Source organism: Pseudomonas sp. B21-054 (genome assembly GCF_026016345.1).
In the GTDB taxonomy this organism is placed as follows: domain Bacteria; phylum Pseudomonadota; class Gammaproteobacteria; order Pseudomonadales; family Pseudomonadaceae; genus Aquipseudomonas.
In genome coordinates this window covers 1,929,546-1,947,891 of the sequence record NZ_CP087204.1, presented here as the reverse complement: position 1 = coordinate 1,947,891, position 18,346 = coordinate 1,929,546, and the positions used below count along the sequence as shown (strand labels likewise).

General features: G+C 58.1%; 16 protein-coding genes. All 16 read right to left on the bottom strand.

Features of this window, described 5'->3' with window-relative positions:
- Positions 1–15: 15 nt before the first annotated feature.
- Positions 16–1,029 (bottom strand): MraY family glycosyltransferase, encoded by a 1,014-nt coding sequence (locus LOY70_RS08690; protein ID WP_265035511.1) that lies wholly within the window; start codon positions 1,027–1,029, stop codon positions 16–18.
- Positions 1,026–1,988, bottom strand: a complete 963-nt coding sequence (locus LOY70_RS08685; RefSeq protein WP_265035509.1) for a UDP-glucose 4-epimerase family protein — start codon at positions 1,986–1,988, stop codon at positions 1,026–1,028. The genes LOY70_RS08690 and LOY70_RS08685 overlap by 4 nt, the downstream gene beginning before the upstream one ends.
- Positions 1,985–2,908: a glycosyltransferase gene (locus LOY70_RS08680; RefSeq protein ID WP_265035507.1), complete on the bottom strand. Its 924-nt coding sequence runs from the start codon at positions 2,906–2,908 to the stop codon at positions 1,985–1,987. The genes LOY70_RS08685 and LOY70_RS08680 overlap by 4 nt, the downstream gene beginning before the upstream one ends.
- Before the next feature lie 57 nt (positions 2,909–2,965).
- Positions 2,966–3,856 carry a glucose-1-phosphate thymidylyltransferase RfbA gene (gene rfbA, locus LOY70_RS08675; protein ID WP_265035505.1) on the bottom strand — a complete coding sequence of 297 codons (891 nt, stop codon included), beginning with the start codon at positions 3,854–3,856 and terminating at the stop codon, positions 2,966–2,968.
- The gene (gene rfbD, locus LOY70_RS08670; RefSeq protein WP_265035503.1) at positions 3,853–4,746 is read right to left on the bottom strand and encodes a dTDP-4-dehydrorhamnose reductase; all 894 of its coding nucleotides are present in this window, start codon (positions 4,744–4,746) and stop codon (positions 3,853–3,855) included. The genes rfbA and rfbD overlap by 4 nt, the downstream gene beginning before the upstream one ends.
- Complete coding sequence (gene rfbB, locus LOY70_RS08665) at positions 4,743–5,819, bottom strand: dTDP-glucose 4,6-dehydratase (protein WP_092441160.1); 1,077 nt, start codon at positions 5,817–5,819, stop codon at positions 4,743–4,745. The genes rfbD and rfbB overlap by 4 nt, the downstream gene beginning before the upstream one ends.
- 217 nt (positions 5,820–6,036) lie before the next feature.
- Positions 6,037–6,276, bottom strand: a complete 240-nt coding sequence (locus LOY70_RS08660; protein ID WP_265035499.1) for a lipopolysaccharide assembly protein LapA domain-containing protein — start codon at positions 6,274–6,276, stop codon at positions 6,037–6,039.
- A 24-nt stretch (positions 6,277–6,300) separates the two neighbouring features.
- A complete protein-coding gene (gene ihfB / locus LOY70_RS08655) occupies positions 6,301–6,594 on the bottom strand; it encodes an integration host factor subunit beta (protein ID WP_025805547.1) in 294 nt (97 codons plus the stop codon).
- Positions 6,595–6,737: 143 nt separating this feature from the next.
- A complete protein-coding gene (locus LOY70_RS08650) occupies positions 6,738–7,016 on the bottom strand; it encodes a hypothetical protein (protein ID WP_265035495.1) in 279 nt (92 codons plus the stop codon).
- A 225-nt stretch (positions 7,017–7,241) separates the two neighbouring features.
- A complete protein-coding gene (gene rpsA, locus LOY70_RS08645; RefSeq protein ID WP_092327163.1) occupies positions 7,242–8,933 on the bottom strand; it encodes a 30S ribosomal protein S1 in 1,692 nt (563 codons plus the stop codon).
- A gap of 120 nt (positions 8,934–9,053) precedes the next feature.
- Positions 9,054–9,743 carry a (d)CMP kinase gene (gene cmk / locus LOY70_RS08640; protein ID WP_025212565.1) on the bottom strand — a complete coding sequence of 230 codons (690 nt, stop codon included), beginning with the start codon at positions 9,741–9,743 and terminating at the stop codon, positions 9,054–9,056.
- Entirely contained in the window at positions 9,740–11,947 is a 2,208-nt protein-coding gene (locus LOY70_RS08635; protein WP_265037994.1) for a bifunctional prephenate dehydrogenase/3-phosphoshikimate 1-carboxyvinyltransferase, read from the bottom strand. Before LOY70_RS08635 ends, cmk begins: the two co-directional genes overlap by 4 nt.
- Before the next feature lie 28 nt (positions 11,948–11,975).
- Positions 11,976–13,088 (bottom strand): histidinol-phosphate transaminase, encoded by a 1,113-nt coding sequence (hisC, locus tag LOY70_RS08630; RefSeq protein WP_265035491.1) that lies wholly within the window; start codon positions 13,086–13,088, stop codon positions 11,976–11,978.
- A gap of 13 nt (positions 13,089–13,101) precedes the next feature.
- Positions 13,102–14,196 (bottom strand): prephenate dehydratase, encoded by a 1,095-nt coding sequence (gene pheA, locus LOY70_RS08625; protein WP_003199233.1) that lies wholly within the window; start codon positions 14,194–14,196, stop codon positions 13,102–13,104.
- Positions 14,196–15,281: a 3-phosphoserine/phosphohydroxythreonine transaminase gene (serC, locus tag LOY70_RS08620; protein WP_265035483.1), complete on the bottom strand. Its 1,086-nt coding sequence runs from the start codon at positions 15,279–15,281 to the stop codon at positions 14,196–14,198. The genes pheA and serC overlap by 1 nt, the downstream gene beginning before the upstream one ends.
- Positions 15,282–15,507: 226 nt before the next feature.
- Complete coding sequence (gene gyrA, locus LOY70_RS08615) at positions 15,508–18,171, bottom strand: DNA gyrase subunit A (RefSeq protein WP_123342118.1); 2,664 nt, start codon at positions 18,169–18,171, stop codon at positions 15,508–15,510.
- Between the last annotated feature and the right edge of the window lie 175 nt (positions 18,172–18,346).

Below are 18,346 nucleotides of genomic sequence, written 5' to 3'. Positions count from 1 at the left end.
GACTCTCATCCAACTTTAAAATTCTGCCTTACCGCCCTTAAATTTAAAGCTTAAAAGAATCAGAGGTCCATAAGCCAACATTAGGCCTGACACACCACCCATATACCCACTTCCAACTATCACTGCGATCGGAAGCAGCCAAACTAAATTCAAAGCGACAACCCCCACAGTGACTACTTTATGGCTGTTGAATACTCTCGAGGCATATTGGTAAGCATGACTTCGATGCGCTTGATATATTTTTTGGCCTTGTAATAGCCTTCGCATCAACGTCCATGTCGAATCTACGATAAAAACGCCAAGCAGAATCAACCAACTCCATATTAGCTCTGGTCGACTCCATGCAGCCCAGAGGGCAAGCCCTCCAAGTATCATACCGAGAAACCCACTCCCCGCATCCCCCATAAAAATCTGCGCCGGTGGAAAATTCCACCACAGAAACCCCGCCACTGCAGCCGCAAGAATCAACGGAGCCCAACTCAGCTCAGGATGCCCGCTAAACCAGTAAACCAGACACATCCCCAGACAAACACTGATAGCCTCAGCGCTGGCTAATCCGTCAATGCCATCCATGAAGTTATAGAGGTTGAGTATCCATACCAAATACACCAATGCCAGAATATTGCCGAACCATCCCAAATCAACGGTTAGGCCAAATAGCTCAATTGGCGCGAGCCCGTTCAACCAGAACAGTGCCCAACCGGCAGCGAAGAAATGCCCCAGCAACCGCCATCTGGCGGCGATATGGCCATGGTCATCGGCAAACCCAATAATCGCAATGAGCAGACCCGAACCAAACAAACCGTACAAGGTCTGCGGGCTCAGCAAATTGAGCCCCGCAAGGACAGGAAGTGCCAAAAGGAAGGAGATCACAATGGCTACCCCTCCCCCACGCGGGGTCGGGACCGAATGAGAGCTGCGCTCGTTAGGTATGTCCATCAGACTCTTCGCCAAGGCGTAACGACGCAAGACAAGCGTCAATACCCAAGAGCCAGCGAATACCGCAAATAGCAGCCACCAAACAGTCATTTCGTTTGTTTTTCCAGATAATGGCCAGCGGTCTGACGCATAGCTTTGTCCATGTTGATGGGCGGCGCCCATCCTAATAGTTCGCGATTTTTGCTGATATCGACTTGTAGCGAGCCACATATGCGTTGAGCGACGGCTTGCTTACCCAGTGTCGAGGCTGCAAGTTTCAACATCCACTCAGGTATAGGCAAGAGTCGAGCATGTTTGCCAAGCGCCTTGGATAGGCGACGCAGCAGTTGAGTTGTGGACAGGTCCTCACCGTCGCTGGCCAGAAAAGTCTGATTGGCCGCTCTGGGATGATCAATGCAAGTCACTATGAGGCTCACCAGATTTCCGATTGCCACCAGGCTACGCTGATTCCGAATCGAGCCAAGTGGCAAAGGAATTCCCTTATTGAGCCAGCTCAGCATATTCAGAAAGTTAGCTTTCACTCCAGGTCCATAGACCAGGGGCGGTCGGATGATCACTACTTCCATACCGGTGTCGTGGCCCAGTTGCTTCAGCGCCTCTTCGGCTTCGTACTTCGAGATACCGTAAGGATCTTGTGGGTTCGGATAATCATCTGCTTTGAATGGTTTACCTGGAAGAGTGCTTTCGCCGTTGACCTTGATCGAGCTAATAAAAATAAATCGTCTTACTCCCGATGTTGCGGCACACTCAGCCAACTTAACCGTCCCCTCAACATTGACCTTGCGAAACTCGGCCAATGCATCCCCCGCTGTTTCATTCATGACATGCACTCGAGCAGCAGCATGAATGACTACCTGTACATCGTCGAGTACAGGCAAGACCTTGGCATCCGTGAGATCGAATGGCACCACAGGGCACACCCCATGCAACCGCGTAGCACCGCGAGCAGCTGCGATCGGGCTGAACCTCTTGTCCATCAACAGCTTCAGGACCAACGCCTCTCCAACAAACCCGCTTGCCCCAGTGACCAATACCTTTGGGGCATTCATTTGGCTTTCTTCCCGATCAATGCGGTAGCCCAGCAAATACAAAAGAAAAACACCTTATCCCGCACCCGACGCCGGCAATGCCAGGCGCTGAGTGAAAGCTTAATGAGCTGTCTGCGTCGCAGTTTCAGCCATGTCTGCACGAAAGGATTGTCCTCCTGCCCCACCAACAGCGCAATTAACTGAACCTGATTGAACCACCAACCGTCATGAATGGTTTTGTAACGAGCAACTAACGAGCTCAAACCCTTGTTGGCGCCTACCTGGTTACGCTCATGTTGGCGATAGTCCATGGACGGCTCAGGGTCGATATACCAGCAGTAACCATGGCTACGTGCGAAGGCGTAGCAATACCAGTCATGCAAGCTGACATCTTGCAGCTGCTGCCAATTGGCAACCATCGAAGCCTTTAGGGAGTCAATGAGTTTTTTGCTCATCACATAGGTACAGCCAGGCCCAGCCGCTTCAAACAGAAAATCCCATGCGACCTGAGGCTGCGCCTTCTCCAGCACGTGAGTGCTGCCATTTAGCCAGAAGGCCGTAACATTGCTGGAATAGGCTTCTACACGACGGGCCTGGATGGCTTGAGTCGCACGCTGGAGTTTATTCGCATGCCAAACATCATCTTGGTCGGCGAAGGCGACGAAGTCGTAGCCTTCAAAGTCGACATCGCGGACGAGGCGGAAAAAATTACGGGAAGCACCGCCAAAACCACCAGCGGCTGGCAAGACGAAAACTTCGGGGTGCGCAGCCGCATAAGCCACGCACCAAGCTTCGGTACCGTCAGTGGAAGGATCGATACTGATATAAACAGTTACGTCGACGGCTGACTGGTCCAGGATCGAGGCCAGCTGATCCTCGATCCACTGCATGCCATTGTAGGCAGCCAGCAAAACCGCAACCTTGGGATGTTTAACTGGCATTGCCGTACCTGCCCGCACTGGTTAAACGCTACCGTTCGAAAGGTTCAAGCTTCCGAATCAGTGGGAAGGCGAGTCCAGCAGTTTCTGCAGATACTGCCCGTACCCCGTCTTCTTCAGCGCATTAGCCTGGGCCCCCAACTCCTCGGCTGTGATCCAGCCATTGTGGTAAGCGATCTCTTCCAGGCACGCAACCTTCAGGCCTTGGCGCTGCTCGATAGTGTGCACGAAGTGACTGGCTTCAAGCAGAGAGTCGTGGGTACCGGTATCGAGCCAGGCGAAACCACGGCCCAGCATCTCGACATTAAGCGTCTTGCGCTCCAGATACGCACGGTTAACGTCGGTGATTTCAAGCTCGCCGCGTTCGGACGGCTTGATACTCTTGGCGATCTCGACGACATCATTGTCGTAGAAGTACAGACCGGTCACGGCATAGTTGGATTTTGGCTTCAGCGGCTTCTCTTCAATACTCAGCGCTCGACCGGTTTTGTCGAACTCAACAACACCGAAACGCTCCGGATCGGAGACGTGGTAGCCGAATACGGTAGCGCCATGTTCTTGAGTACTGGCGGAACGCAGGTTGTCCGAGAAGTGCTGACCATAAAAGATGTTGTCACCCAGAATCAAACAGCAAGGATCTTCGCCGATGAACTCTTCGCCAATGATGAAGGCCTGCGCCAAGCCATCAGGACTAGGTTGCTCGGCGTAGGTGAGCTTGATGCCGTACAGGCTGCCGTCACCCAGCAACTTGCGAAAACATGGCAAGTCTTCCGGCGTGGAGATAATCAGAACCTCCCGCATACCTGCGAGCATCAAGACCGACAGCGGATAAAAGATCATCGGCTTGTCGTAGATCGGCAGCATCTGCTTTGAGACACCTAGGGTCAACGGATGCAGACGCGTGCCCGAACCGCCAGCGAGGATGATGCCTTTACGATTTGTGGTGCTCATTTATTCAGAACTTCCCTAAGCATTCGGGTTACGCCACTTTGCCAATCCGGCAAGTGTAGAGAAAAGTTGTCACGCAGCTTCCGGGTATTCAAACGCGAATTCAGAGGGCGGCGCGCAGGTGTTGGGTAAGACCTAGTTTCAATCGGATTGATCGCCTTTACGGCAAGCTGCTCGCCGTTGTCCTGGGCGAAACCGATCACATGGCTAGCATAGCCGTGCCAGGAAACTTCGCCATCGGCCGCCAAGTGATACAAGCCCGACAGTTCGGGACGTTGCAGAACTTGTTGAATAGCCTGCGCGGTCACGTCAGCAATCAGGTCAGCGCCGGTTGGAGCTCCGATCTGGTCAGCGATGACGCTCAAGATTTCGCGATCCTTGGCCAAACGCAGCATGGTTTTGGCGAAGTTATTGCCGCGAGCGCCATAGACCCAGCTGGTGCGAAAGATCAGGTGCTTGCAGCCTGACGCGATAATCGCCTGTTCGCCGGCCAGCTTGCTTGCACCGTAGCAATTGACGGGGGCGACCGCATCGTTCTCCTGCCAAGCCCTTGTACCTTCGCCACTGAAGACGTAATCGGTCGAATAATGGATCAGCCAGGCGCCTTGGGCGCCAGCCTCTTCGGCCATGACTTGGCTAGCCTGAGCATTTATTCGCTCTGCCAGCTCGGCCTCGGACTCGGCTTTGTCTACAGCCGTATAAGCCGCTGCATTGACAATTATATCGGCGCCAACCTGGCGGATCGTTGCACGGAGTGCATCGAGGTCAGACAGGTCACCATTCAAACCATCAACCGGATGACGATCCAGTGCGATCAACTCGCCCAGCGGCGCAAGGGAACGTTGCAGCTCCCAACCCACCTGCCCATTTTTACCCAAAAGGAGGATTTTCATGCGTTGTTCGAGCGATCCGCGTAGTTCTGATCAATCCACTGCTGGTAGCTGCCGCTCTTCACATGAGCGACCCACTCGGTGTTGTTCAGGTACCACTCAACGGTTTTGCGGATGCCAGTTTCGAACGTTTCTTCCGGCGTCCAGCCCAGCTCGCGCTGAATCTTGCTGGCATCAATTGCATAACGCTGATCATGCCCAGGACGATCCTGAACATAAGTAATCAGGCTGGCGTGAGGACGATGGGCGGAATCTGGGCGCAACTCATCAAGCAGTGCGCACAAGGTCTGTACAACTTCGATGTTCTGCTTTTCGTTATGGCCGCCGATGTTGTACGTCTCACCGATGACGCCTTCCGTCACGACCTTGTAAAGTGCGCGGGCGTGATCTTCGACGTAGAGCCAGTCGCGTACCTGGTTACCTTTGCCGTAGACCGGCAGAGGCTTCCCTTCCAACGCGTTGAGAATGATCAGCGGTATAAGCTTCTCGGGGAAATGGCATGGGCCATAGTTGTTCGAACAGTTGGTCACTAGTGTCGGCAAACCATAAGTGCGGGCCCAAGCACGAACCAGATGGTCGGAACTGGCCTTGCTGGCGGAGTACGGAGAGCTCGGCTGGTACGGCGTGGTTTCAGTGAAGAGATCTTCCGGCCCTTCAAGGTCGCCGTACACTTCATCCGTCGAAATGTGGTGAAAACGAAAGTTGGCTTTACGTGCGTCATTCAGGGCAGCCCAGTAATGGCGTGCCGCTTCCAGCAAAGTGTACGTGCCGATGATGTTGGTCTGGATGAACTCGGATGGCCCGGAGATGGATCGATCCACATGGGATTCCGCAGCCAGGTGCATGACTGCATCGGGCTGATGCTCACGCAGGACGCGGTCGATTTCGCCGCGATCACAGATATCAACCCGCTCAAACGCATAACGCGGATCTTGGCTGACTTCAGCCAGGGACTCCAAATTACCGGCGTAGGTGAGCTTGTCGACGTTGATTACGGAATCAGTCGTATTGGAGATGATATGCCGAATGACTGCGGAGCCGATAAACCCGGCGCCGCCGGTAACTAGAATTTTCACGCGAAACCATACCCTTGAGCTGTCGACCGGCAGCCAACCCGGCGCCGTCTAATCCATTCACATAAAGCCATCGCTCCGGCGATGCTTCGTCACTTTGGTTCGAACAGGCAGAAGCCATGTTCGTTCAAGGGAAGCATTTTACAGGTAAATGAATGATTTACTAACGAAGATAGACTGACCGGTTCTGTTTGAAGGGTAGGATTCATCTGTATCGCTGCTACGCCAGCCGCTTTCGCGAAGCTCGCTTGATACGCCCCAACAGCCACCCCAGCAACGGCCCCAACAACATACCGATCAACAACGCAATCACAGCAATCGCCGACACTGGCAATTGCGGCCCAGCCCAGCCCAGGAACGACAGAGAAACCTGCTGTTGATTCTCCAGCACAAAAGCGAGGACGACCAAAATCATCAAAAGGACAAATATGGCAAGAGGGATACGTTTCAGATTACGCATGAGCCATTCCTTTTACGACGAAGGTCAAACCCCTTCCTCCTCTTCGTTCACACGATCCCGAAGCTCTTTACCTGGCTTGAAATGTGGAACGAATTTACCGTCGAGGCTAACGGACTGGCCCGTTTTCGGGTTACGCCCTACGCGCGGCGCACGGTAATGGAGGGAAAAGCTGCCGAAGCCACGGATCTCAATGCGGTCTCCGGTCGCCAGGCATTGGGACATTTGCTCAAGCATGGTCTTGATAGCCAGCTCCACATCTTTGGATGAGAGCAGCCCTTGATGGGTGACAATTCGTTCGATCAACTCCGACTTCGTCATATTTTTCCCTTCTTTTTCAAGCAGCTAGGAAAATCGCTTGAAAAGGTTTTAGCATGGCCGAAGGGATTTGAACAGCCCAAGTATTGACATTCTTCTTCATTCCCCTGCTGCTCTTGCCGTGCAGATAGCGCGACCTCCTCAAGCTATCGACAGATGACCAACATCGTTCGAGTCAGATAACCCGCCGGGTTGAAACCGAAGGGGTATTGATCTTCATCCTTCGCATCGTCGGATCGGGTAATGACCTTGTAGCCTGCTCCCTTGCACTCCCTCGCTGCCCTCTTGTGACACTTCTCCCAACCGGAACCCAACCCTGAGCAATCGACCTCGATACCGCTGACACCGCGCACTGCGTGGGTCTTGGCGCTTGTAGCGCACCCCGTCAACAGCAGGGCGGTCAACACCAGAAAGAGCTTGTTCATTCAGATCCCTTAGGTAGAGAGCCGGCCCCATTCCCAAACAAGCCACAGCCCCTGAATAGATTATTGATCTGCTTCATAAAAGAGACAGCCAGGTTGTGGGGTTGGTTTCACCGCACCGCGAATGATCGCAATTCAGCAGCGTTTAAGGGAGTCAGAAAATTCTGAAATATCAAAGACACAAAAAAGGGCGACCGAAGTCGCCCTTTTTCTATGGTTTGACAGAACTCAGTTCTGTTTTTCCATTTGTGCACGCAACAGGTCGCCCAGAGTGGTAGGACCAGCAGCGATGCTATCCGAAGGCTTGTCTTTCAAGCTTTGGATGGCTTCTTTCTCTTCAGCATCGTCTTTCGACTTGATGGAGAGCTGGATTACACGGCTCTTGCGGTCAACGCTGATGATCTTGGCTTCTACTTCCTGGCCTTCTTTCAGAACGTTACGCGCGTCTTCAACGCGGTCACGGCTGATTTCGGAGGCTTTCAGAGTCGCTTCGATATCGTCGGCCAGGGTGATGATGGCGCCTTTAGCGTCAACTTCTTTCACGATGCCCTTAACGATTGCGCCTTTGTCGTTCTCTTGAACGTACTCGGAGAACGGATCGCTTTCCAGTTGCTTGATACCCAGGGAGATGCGCTCGCGCTCTGGGTCAACCGACAGGATAACGGTGTCCAGCTCGTCGCCCTTCTTGAAGCGGCGTACGGCTTCTTCGCCCACTTCGTTCCAGGAGATGTCGGACAGGTGAACCAGGCCGTCGATGCCGCCGTCCAGACCAATGAAGATACCGAAATCGGTGATCGACTTGATGGTGCCGGAGATTTTATCGCCCTTGTTGAACTGGCCAGAGAAATCTTCCCATGGGTTAGATTTGCACTGCTTGATGCCGAGGGAGATACGACGACGCTCTTCGTCGATGTCCAGAACCATGACTTCCACTTCGTCGCCGACTTGTACGACTTTCGAAGGGTGGATGTTCTTGTTGGTCCAGTCCATTTCGGAAACGTGTACCAGGCCTTCAACGCCTTCTTCCAGCTCAGCGAAGCAGCCGTAGTCGGTGAGGTTGGTAACACGAGCGGTGACGCGGGTGCCTTCTGGGTAACGGGCTTTGATAGCGACCCATGGATCTTCACCCAGTTGCTTGAGGCCCAGGGAAACACGATTGCGCTCGCGATCGTACTTCAGAACCTTGACATCGATCTCGTCGCCAACGTTGACGATTTCCGAAGGATGCTTGATACGCTTCCAGGCCATGTCGGTGATGTGCAGCAGGCCATCGACGCCACCCAGATCGACGAATGCGCCGTAATCGGTGAGGTTCTTGACGATGCCCTTGACCTGCTGGCCTTCCTGCAGCGATTCCAGCAGAGCTTCACGCTCGGCGGAGTTCTCGGCTTCCAGGACACTGCGACGGGAAACGACAACGTTGTTGCGCTTCTGGTCCAGCTTGATGACCTTGAATTCCAGCTCTTTGCCTTCCAGGTGCGTGGTGTCGCGCACTGGACGGACGTCAACCAGGGAACCTGGCAGGAACGCACGGATGCCGTTAACGTCGACAGTGAAGCCGCCTTTAACCTTACCGTTGATAACGCCCTTGACCACTTCCTCAGCTGCGAAAGCCGCTTCCAGAACGATCCAGCATTCAGCGCGCTTGGCTTTTTCACGGGACAGCTTGGTTTCACCAAAGCCGTCTTCAACCGAGTCCAGCGCAACGTGAACTTCGTCACCGACGTTGATGTTCAGTTCGCCAGCGTCGTTGTAGAACTGCTCAAGCGGGATGAGTGCTTCAGACTTCAGACCAGCGTGAACGGTTACCCAGCGAGCTTGGTAATCGATATCAACGATAACACCGGTGATGATGGAGCCTGCCTGAAGGTTCAGGGTTTTCAGGCTTTCTTCAAAGAGTTCCGCAAAGCTTTCGCTCATTTTAATTCCTGTTGATTAGGGCGAAGAATACGCCCGCCTCCACACCCCAGACGGTGTGGGTTAGTTTCATATAAAAGAAGCACCGCAGGACTATGACTGGTCCCCTGCGGAGCTTCCTGGTCACCCGGCGATATCGCGAATGGCGATCTCACTCATGATGCGTTGCAACACCTGATCGATGGACAACTCCGTGGAATCCAGCTGAATCGCGTCGGCCGCCGGCTTTAGCGGGGCTACTGCGCGCTGGGTATCACGCTCGTCGCGTGCACGGATCTCATCTAGCAGACTCGACAGACTAACATCCTCGCCTTTGCCCTTCAACTGCAAATAACGGCGACGCGCCCTCTCCTCCGCGCTGGCGGTGAGGAAAATCTTCAACGGCGCATCGGGAAATACCACCGTGCCCATGTCGCGACCGTCGGCCACCAGCCCCGGCGGCTCCTGAAAGGCGCGCTGGCGTTGCAGCAACGCTTCACGCACCGCCGGCAGCGCGGCGACCTGGGAAGCGCCGGCGCCGACACTTTCAGTGCGGATGACATCGCTGACTTCATCGCCCTCCAGGATGATGCGCTGCAGCTGACCGTCGGTCGCGGCGATGAACTGTACGTCCAGATGCGCGGCCAGGGCCTTGAGCAGTTCTTCGTTGGTCAGGTCGACACCATGGTTGGCGGCGGCGAACGCCAGCAGACGATACAAGGCACCTGAATCGAGCAGGTTCCAGCCCAGCTGCTTGGCCAGGATCCCGGCGACGGTACCCTTGCCCGAGCCGCTTGGGCCATCGATGGTGACGACCGGTGCCTTGATGTTCACGACTGCGCCTCTTGTGCTACACGAATACCGACCTGCGCGCACAGCGCCAGGAAGTTCGGGAACGACGTGGCGACGTTGGCGCAATCATGGATGCGAATCGGCGCATTGGCGCGCAAGGACGCAACACTGAAGGCCATGGCGATACGGTGATCACCGTGACCATGGACTTCGCCACCGCCGATCTGGCCGCCGTCGATGATGATACCGTCCGGCGTGGGCTGGCACTTGACACCCAGCTCCAGCAAACCGTCCGCCATCACCTGGATGCGATCCGACTCCTTGACCCGCAGCTCTTCGGCGCCGGTCAGCACGGTGCGCCCTTCTGCACAGGCAGCCGCCACGAACAGCACCGGAAATTCGTCGATGGCCAGCGGGACCAGCGCCTCGGGGATCTCGATACCCTTGAGTTTAGCCGCTCTTACGCGCAGGTCCGCTACCGGTTCGCCGCCGACTTCACGCTGGTTTTCCAGGGTGATGTCAGCGCCCATCAGGCGCAGGATGTCGATCACGCCGGTACGGGTCGGGTTGATGCCGACGTGCTCGAGCACCAGGTCGGAGCCTTCGGCGATCGACGCAGCCACCAGGAAGAACGCCGACGACGAGATGTCGCCCGGCACTTCGATGTGGGTCGCGGTCAATTTGTTGCCAGACTCGACGGAGGCCGTGGCACCGTTGACCGTGACCGGGTAGCCGAAGCCGCGCAGCATACGCTCGGTGTGGTCGCGGGTCGGCGCCGGCTCGGTGACGGTGGTCTTGCCTTCGGCATAGAGGCCGGCCAGCAGCAGGCAGGACTTCACCTGGGCGCTGGCCATCGGCATGGTGTAGGTCAGGCCCTTGAGCTTGTTGCCGCCACGAATGGTCATCGGCGGACGACCGTCGGCCGCAGTCTCGATGACCGCGCCCATTTCCCGCAGCGGGTTGGCCACGCGATTCATCGGCCGCTTGGACAGCGAGGCGTCGCCGGTCAGGGTGCTGTCGAAGGTTTGCGCGGCCAACAAGCCGGACAACAGACGCATCGAGGTACCGGAGTTACCCAGGTAGATCGGCCCCGGAGCAGGCTTGAGGCCGTGCAGGCCGACACCATGGATGGTCACGCGACCGTGGTGGGGGCCTTCGATGACCACGCCCATGTCGCGAAACGCTTGCAGCGTCGCCAGGGCGTCTTCGCCCTCGAGGAAACCTTCCACTTCGGTCACGCCTTCGGCCAGGGAGCCGAGCATGATCGAGCGATGGGAAATCGATTTATCGCCCGGTACACGAATACGCCCACTCAGGGAGCCACCAGGTTGTGCCAGGAAAATCAGATCGTTGGAGTTCATAGCGTCCACATAGGCCCGACGGGCCAGGATTTTACTGAAATGCTCGCGGGCCACCCTGGCGCGTGTGAAAACGCCCAGCAATTGGTGCCCGTCCCCTGCATCGACCGCGTCGCGCAAGGCGTCGAGGTCACTGCGAAATGTATCGAGAGTGCGCAGGACAGCTTCGCGGTTAGCGAGGAAGATGTCGTGCCACATGACCGGGTCGCTACCGGCGATTCTCGTGAAATCGCGGAAACCGCCGGCAGCGTAACGGAAGATCTCAAGATTTTCATTGCGTTTGGCCAATGAATCCACCAGACCAAACGCCAACAGGTGCGGCAAATGGCTGGTGGCGGCCAATACTTCATCGTGACGCTGGACCTGCATGTGCTCGACATCGGCGCCCAGCTCACGCCACAAGCGGTCCACCACCGCCAGCGCAGCCGGATCGGTCTGCTCCAGCGGCGTCAGTATCACCTTGTGACGACGAAACAGTTCAGCGTTGGAGGCTTCCACCCCGCTCTGCTCGGAACCGGCAATCGGATGGCCGGGCACGAAGCGCGCAGGCATGCCACCGAAGGCTTCGGTGGCGGCGCGTATGACGTTGCCCTTGGCGCTGCCGACATCCGTGAGAATGGCAGGCCCCAGGTCCATGGCCGCCAGGCGCGCCAGCAGTTTTTCCATGGCCAGGATCGGCACCGCCAGCTGGATCACGTCCGCGCCCTGGCAAGCGCTCGCCAGGTCATCTTCACAGCGATCCACCACCCCCAATTCCACGGCCAGCTTGCGCGACTGCGGATCCAGGTCGACACCGACCACCTCACGGCACAGGCCACTTTCACGCAAGCCCTTGGCGAACGAACCACCGATCAATCCCAGGCCGACCACCACCAGGCGACCGATCATAGGGGCAGCAGGTTGCAGCGAAGTGACATCAACCACGAACCAGGACCTTGCTCAACGCCTCGAGGAAACGGCTGTTTTCCGCCGGCAGGCCGATGGTGATGCGCAGGTGGTTCGGCATGCCATAGTTGGCCACCGGACGCACGATCACGCCTTCACGCAACAAGCCCTGGAAGACCGGCGCGGCAACACGCCCGACATCGACACAGATGAAATTGCCCTTGGATGGAATCCAGCCCAGGCCCAGTTCACGGAAGCCGGCTTCCAGTTGCTGCATACCGGCCTCGTTCAGGCGACGGCTTTGCGCCAGGTAGGCGTCATCCTGCAATGCGGCGCAAGCGGCAGCCAGGGCGAAGCTGTTGACGTTGAACGGCTGGCGCACGCGATTCAGCACATCGGCCACCACCGCGGTGGACAGGCCGTAGCCAACCCGCAGCGATGCCAGGCCATAGGCCTTGGAGAACGTGCGCGAAACCAACAGGTTCGGATAGGCCGCGAGGAAATCCAGGCCATCGGGCAAGTCGCTGCCTTCGGCGTATTCGATGTAGGCCTCGTCCAGCACCACCAGCACGTGCTCGGGCACGTCCTGCAGGAAGTCGTCCAGGGCCTGGGCGTCGAACCAGGTGCCGGTCGGGTTGTTCGGGTTGGCGATGAAGACCACGCGGGTGTTGGCGTCGATGGCGGCCAGCATGGCCGGCAGATCGTGCCCCCATTCCTTGGCCGGCACCACATGGGCGTCCGCACCGACCGCCTGGGTGGCGATCGGGTAGACCGCAAACGCATGCTCACTGAACACGGCATTGAGGCCCGGCGCCAGGTAGGCACGCGCCACCAGCTCGAGAATGTCATTGGAACCGTTGCCCAGGGTGACCTGGTTCAGCTCCACGCCGCAGCGCTCGGCCAACTGGCTCTTGAGCGAGAAACCATTGCCATCGGGGTAACGGGTCAGCTCGGACAGCTCATCGCGAATCGCCGCCAGCGCCTTGGGACTCGCGCCCAACGGGTTTTCGTTGCTCGCCAACTTGACGATGCTGGCCGGGTCCAGGTCCAGCTCACGGGCCAATTCGTCCACGGGCTTGCCCGGAACGTAAGGCGAGAGTTGTTGCACGCCTGGCTGTGCCAGAGCGAGGAAGTTGCCACTCATTTGCTATCCGCCCTTAAAGAACTGCCTTGGGGTAGGAACCCAGCACCTTGAGTGCCACTGCTTCCTGACTGATTTTCTCAAGCACACCTTTTACCAGCGGATCGCGGTGGTGGCCGACGAAATCGATGAAGAACACGTAGGTCCATTTACCGCTGCGCGACGGACGGGTCTCGATCCGAGTCAGGTCGATACCGTTGTCGTGGAACGGCACCAACAGTTCATGAAGTGCGCCGGGCTTGTTGCTCATGGAGACGATGATCGATGTCTTGTCGTCGCCGGTCGGCGGTACTTCCTGGCTGCCGATCATCAGGAACCGCGTGGAGTTGTCCGGGCGGTCCTCGATTTTCTCGGCCAGGCGCGTCAGCCCGTAGAGGCCGGCAGCCATATCGCCAGCAATCGCCGCCGAGTTCCACTCGCCCTTGACCCGCTTGGCCGCTTCGGCGTTGCTCGATACCGCCACGCGCTCGACATTCGGGTAATGCGCGTCCAGCCACTTGCGGCACTGGGCCAGGGACTGGGCGTGGGAATAGATCCGGCTGATGCTGTCGGTCTTGGTGTTCTCGCCCACCAGCAGGTGATGGTGGATGCGCAGCTCGACTTCGCCACAAATCACCATGTCGTGCTCGAGGAAGCTGTCCAGCGTGTGGTTGACCGCGCCTTCGGTGGAGTTTTCCACCGGCACCACGCCAAAATTCACTGCGCCGGCCGCTACTTCGCGGAAGACTTCATCGATGGCCGCCATGGGCTTGCTGATCACGGCATGACCAAAGTGCTTCATGGCCGCAGCCTGGGTGAAGGTACCTTCAGGGCCGAGGTAGGCGACTTTGAGCGGCTGCTCGAGGGCCAGGCACGACGACATGATCTCGCGAAACAGCCGCGCCATTTCTTCGTTGCCCAGCGGCCCCTTGTTGCGTTCCATGACCCGCTTGAGCACCTGCGCCTCACGCTCAGGACGGTAGAACACCGGCACTTCGCCTTCCGCCAGGGAAGCCATCTTCACCCGGGCGACTTCCTGGGCACAGCGCGCGCGCTCACTGATCAGCTCGAGGACTTTTTCGTCCAGGGCATCGATGCGCAGGCGCAGCGCCTTGAGTTCTTGCTCGGACATCAGCCGTGTTCCTTCTCGAACTCTGCCATGTAGGAAATCAGCGCGTTGACCGCGGTGATATCGACGGCGTTATAGATGGAGGCGCGCATGCCACCGACCGAGCGGTGACCCTTGAGGTTCAACAGGCCGCGTTCGTCGGCGCCAGCCAGGAACGGCTTGTCGAGACGGTCGTCGGCCAGGCGGAACGGCACGTTCATCCACGAGCGATCGGTCTTGTTGATCGGGTTGCTGTAGAGACCGCTGGCGTCGATGAAGTCATACAGCGTGCGCTGCTTCACTTCGTTGAGCTTGCCGATGGCTTCGACACCACCCTGCTCCTTCAGCCACTCGAACACCAGGCCGGACAGGTACCAGGCCAGGGTCGGCGGGGTGTTGTACATCGAGCCGTTGTCGGCCGCGACCTTGTAGTTGAGCATGGTCGGGCACAGGGAGCGGGCGCGCCCCAGCAGGTCTTCACGAATGATGCTGACCAGGATGCCGCTCGGGCCGATATTCTTCTGGGCGCCGGCGTAGATCATGCCGAAACGAGAGATATCCACAGGGCGCGAGAGGATGTCCGAAGACATGTCGGCCACCAAGGGCACATCGCCGGTTTCCGGGATCCAGTTGAATTCCAGGCCGCCGATGGTTTCGTTCGGCGCGTAGTGAACGTAGGCCGCGTCCTTGGACAGGTTCCATTCGTTCTGGCCGGGAATGGCGAAATAGTCGTAGGGCTTGGCGGTGGCGGCAACGTTGACGTGGCCGTAGCGCGAGGCTTCCTCGATGGCTTTCTGCGACCAGATGCCGGTGTCGATGTAGTCGGCCTTGCCGCTTTCCGGCAGCAGGTTCAGCGGGACCTGGGCGAACTGCTGGCTGGCGCCGCCTTGCAGGAACAGCACCTTGTAATTGGACGGAATGTTCAGCAGATCACGCAGGTCCTGCTCGGCCTTGGTGGCAATGGACACGAACTCATCGCTGCGATGGCTCATCTCCATGACGGACAGGCCTTTGCCATGCCAGTCGAGAAGTTCACCCTGGGCACGCTTCAGGACCGCTTCAGGCAGCGCCGCCGGGCCGGCACAGAAGTTATAGGCTCTCTTGCTCACATCCAATCTCGCTCTGATCTGGTGGTCACTTAAATCTTATTCAACCCATTTCCTCCTGTGGGAGCGGGCTTGCTCGCGAATGCGGTGGGTCAGTCGACATCTCATTAACTGATCTACCGCATTCGCGAGCAAGCCCGCTCCCACAAGGAGAATGCGCAGTGTCGCAAATTTTCAAAAGGGACAAACAACAAGGGGGCGAATCTTCATCCGCCCCCTGCGTGTCCGCTTAGTCCTGCGGTTCTTCTTCGTCTGCGGCAGCATCGAGCGGTTGGTCGCCGGTCATGTCATCGACATCGGCACCGAGGGTGCCGTCGAACGCCACGCCTTCCTCGCCTTCCAGCTCCTCGCCTTCAACTTCCGATGGCTCCTGTACCCGCTCAAGTCCCACCAGCGTTTCGTCACTGGCCAGCTTGATCAGGGTCACGCCCTGGGTGTTACGGCCAAGGCTCGACACTTCGGCGACTCGCGTACGGACCAGGGTGCCCTGGTCGGAGATCAACATGATCTCCTCGCCATCGAGCACCTGGACAGCGCCGACCAGACGACCGTTACGCTCGTTGCTGACCATGGCGATCACGCCCTGGCCGCCACGCTTGTACTCAGGGAACTCGCTGATGGCCGTGCGCTTGCCATAACCACGCGCCGAAGCGGTGAGGATCTGGCTGCCTTCTTCGGGGATCAGCATGGAAATCAGCTTCTGGCCTTCCGGCAGGCGCATGCCGCGCACACCGCGGGCGGTACGGCCCATGGCGCGAACGTCGGATTCCTTGAAGCGCGTCACCTTGCCGCCGTCGGAGAACAACATGACTTCACGCTCGCCGTCGGTGATGGCCGCAGAAATCAACACGTCGCCTTCGTCCAGTTCCAGGGCGATCAGGCCAACGCTGCGCTGACGGCTGAAGGATTCCAGCGGGGTCTTCTTCACGGTGCCCTTGGCGGTGGCCATGAAGATAAAGTGACCTTCGGTGTATTCCTCTACCGGCAGCATGGTGGTGATGTATTCATCACTGTCCAGCGGCAACAGGTTGACCAGCGGACGACCGCGAGCGGCACGGGACGCTTCCGGAATCTCGTAGGTCTTGAGCCAGTAGACCTTGCCCTTGCTGGAGAACAGCAAAAGCGTGGTGTGGCTGTTGGCGACGAGCAGGTGCGCGATGTAGTCCTCGTCCTTGACGCCTGTAGCCGACTTGCCTTTGCCGCCGCGACGCTGGGCCTGGTAGGCAGCCAGCGGCTGGGTCTTGGCGTAGCCGCCGTGGGAAATGGTCACCACGCGCTCTTCTTCCGGGATCATGTCGCCCAGGGTCAGGTCGAGACGCGCATCGAGAATCTCGGTGCGGCGTACATCGCCGTACTCGGCACGGATCACTTCCAGCTCTTCGCGGATCACTTCCATCAGGCGCGTAGCGCTGTTGAGGATGCGGATCAGCTCGCCGATCTGGTTGAGGATCTCCTGGTACTCGGCCAGCAGCTTCTCGTGCTCCAGGCCGGTCAGGCGGTGCAGACGCAGTTCCAGGATGGCCTGGGCCTGTTCCGGGGACAGGAAATACTTGCCCTCGCGCAGGCCGTATTGCGGATCGAGGTTCTCCGGACGGCACGAGTCGGCACCGGCACGCTCGACCATTGCCACCACGGCACTGGATTCCCAAGGCGTGCTGATCAGCGCTTCCTTGGCTTCCGACGGTGTTGGCGAAGCCTTGATCAGCGCGATCACCGGGTCGATGTTCGACAGGGCAACAGCCTGGCCTTCGAGAATGTGGCCACGCTCGCGAGCCTTGCGCAGTTCGAACACGGTGCGACGGGTGACCACTTCGCGGCGGTGACGCACGAAGGCTTCCAGCAGGTCCTTGAGGTTCAGGATCCGCGGACGGCCGTCGATCAGCGCGACGATGTTGATACCGAATACGGCTTGCAGCTGGGTCTGGGCGTAGAGGTTGTTGAGGATCACCTCCGGCACTTCGCCGCGGCGCAGCTCGATCACGACGCGCATACCGTCCTTGTCGGACTCGTCACGCAGCTCGGTGATGCCTTCGAGTTTCTTCTCCTTCACCAGCTCGGCGATCTTCTCGATCAGACGGGCCTTGTTCAGCTGGTAAGGGAGTTCGGTGATGACGATCTGCTGGCGACCACCGACCTTGTCGATGTCTTCGATGGTCGAGCGGGCGCGCATGTAAATGCGGCCACGGCCGGTGCGGTAGGCTTCGATGATGCCGGCGCGACCGTTGATGATCGCGGCCGTCGGAAAGTCCGGGCCGGGGATGTATTGCATCAGCTCATCGACGGTCAGCTCGGGATTGTCGATGAGGGCCAGGCAACCGTCGATGACTTCACCGAGGTTGTGCGGCGGGATGTTGGTCGCCATGCCCACGGCGATACCGCTGGAGCCGTTGACCAGCAGGTTCGGGATACGGGTCGGCATGACCGCGGGGATCATTTCGGTGCCGTCGTAGTTCGGCACCCAGTCCACGGTTTCTTTATGCAGGTCGGCCAGCAGCTCGTGGGCCAGCTTGGTCATGCGCACTTCGGTGTATCGCATGGCCGCGGCGTTGTCGCCGTCCACGGAACCGAAGTTGCCCTGGCCATCTACCAGCAGGTAGCGCAGGGAGAATGGCTGCGCCATCCGCACGATGGTGTCGTACACGGCGGTGTCACCGTGGGGGTGATACTTACCGATCACGTCACCGACGACACGGGCAGACTTCTTGTACGGCTTGTTGAAGTCGTTGCCCAGCTCGCTCATCGCGAACAGCACGCGCCGGTGCACGGGCTTCAAGCCATCGCGCGCATCCGGCAGCGCCCGCCCGACGATTACGCTCATTGCGTAGTCGAGGTAGGACTGTTTCAGCTCGTCTTCGATATTGACCGGGAGGATTTCTTTGGCCAGTTCGCCCATGAGAAGCCTGATTCCTTTTTCTGGTGAAACCTCGTCACATCCAGATGGGACGAACGAAGCTCGCCGCTGCAGAACAAGTGCCGTGCAGCGACTTACGACAAATCAACGAGTTATGCCACGGATCTGCGCAGTAAAGGCCACCTCGCGAGGCAGCCCTGGAAACCGCCGGATGTTA

Coding starts and splice junctions, on each gene's coding strand:
- LOY70_RS08690 (WP_265035511.1), bottom strand. CDS start 1,029: ATGACTGTTTGGTGGCTGCTATTTGCGGTATTCGCTGGCTCTTGGGTA.
- hisC (WP_265035491.1), bottom strand. CDS start 13,088: ATGAGTGGCAACTTCCTCGCTCTGGCACAGCCAGGCGTGCAACAACTC.
- rpsA (WP_092327163.1), bottom strand. CDS start 8,933: ATGAGCGAAAGCTTTGCGGAACTCTTTGAAGAAAGCCTGAAAACCCTG.
- LOY70_RS08680 (WP_265035507.1), bottom strand. CDS start 2,908: ATGCCAGTTAAACATCCCAAGGTTGCGGTTTTGCTGGCTGCCTACAAT.
- pheA (WP_003199233.1), bottom strand. CDS start 14,196: ATGTCCGAGCAAGAACTCAAGGCGCTGCGCCTGCGCATCGATGCCCTG.
- LOY70_RS08660 (WP_265035499.1), bottom strand. CDS start 6,276: ATGCGTAATCTGAAACGTATCCCTCTTGCCATATTTGTCCTTTTGATG.
- gyrA (WP_123342118.1), bottom strand. CDS start 18,171: ATGGGCGAACTGGCCAAAGAAATCCTCCCGGTCAATATCGAAGACGAG.
- rfbD (WP_265035503.1), bottom strand. CDS start 4,746: ATGAAAATCCTCCTTTTGGGTAAAAATGGGCAGGTGGGTTGGGAGCTG.
- rfbA (WP_265035505.1), bottom strand. CDS start 3,856: ATGAGCACCACAAATCGTAAAGGCATCATCCTCGCTGGCGGTTCGGGC.
- LOY70_RS08650 (WP_265035495.1), bottom strand. CDS start 7,016: ATGAACAAGCTCTTTCTGGTGTTGACCGCCCTGCTGTTGACGGGGTGC.
- LOY70_RS08635 (WP_265037994.1), bottom strand. CDS start 11,947: ATGATCGGTCGCCTGGTGGTGGTCGGCCTGGGATTGATCGGTGGTTCG.
- LOY70_RS08685 (WP_265035509.1), bottom strand. CDS start 1,988: ATGAATGCCCCAAAGGTATTGGTCACTGGGGCAAGCGGGTTTGTTGGA.
- ihfB (WP_025805547.1), bottom strand. CDS start 6,594: ATGACGAAGTCGGAGTTGATCGAACGAATTGTCACCCATCAAGGGCTG.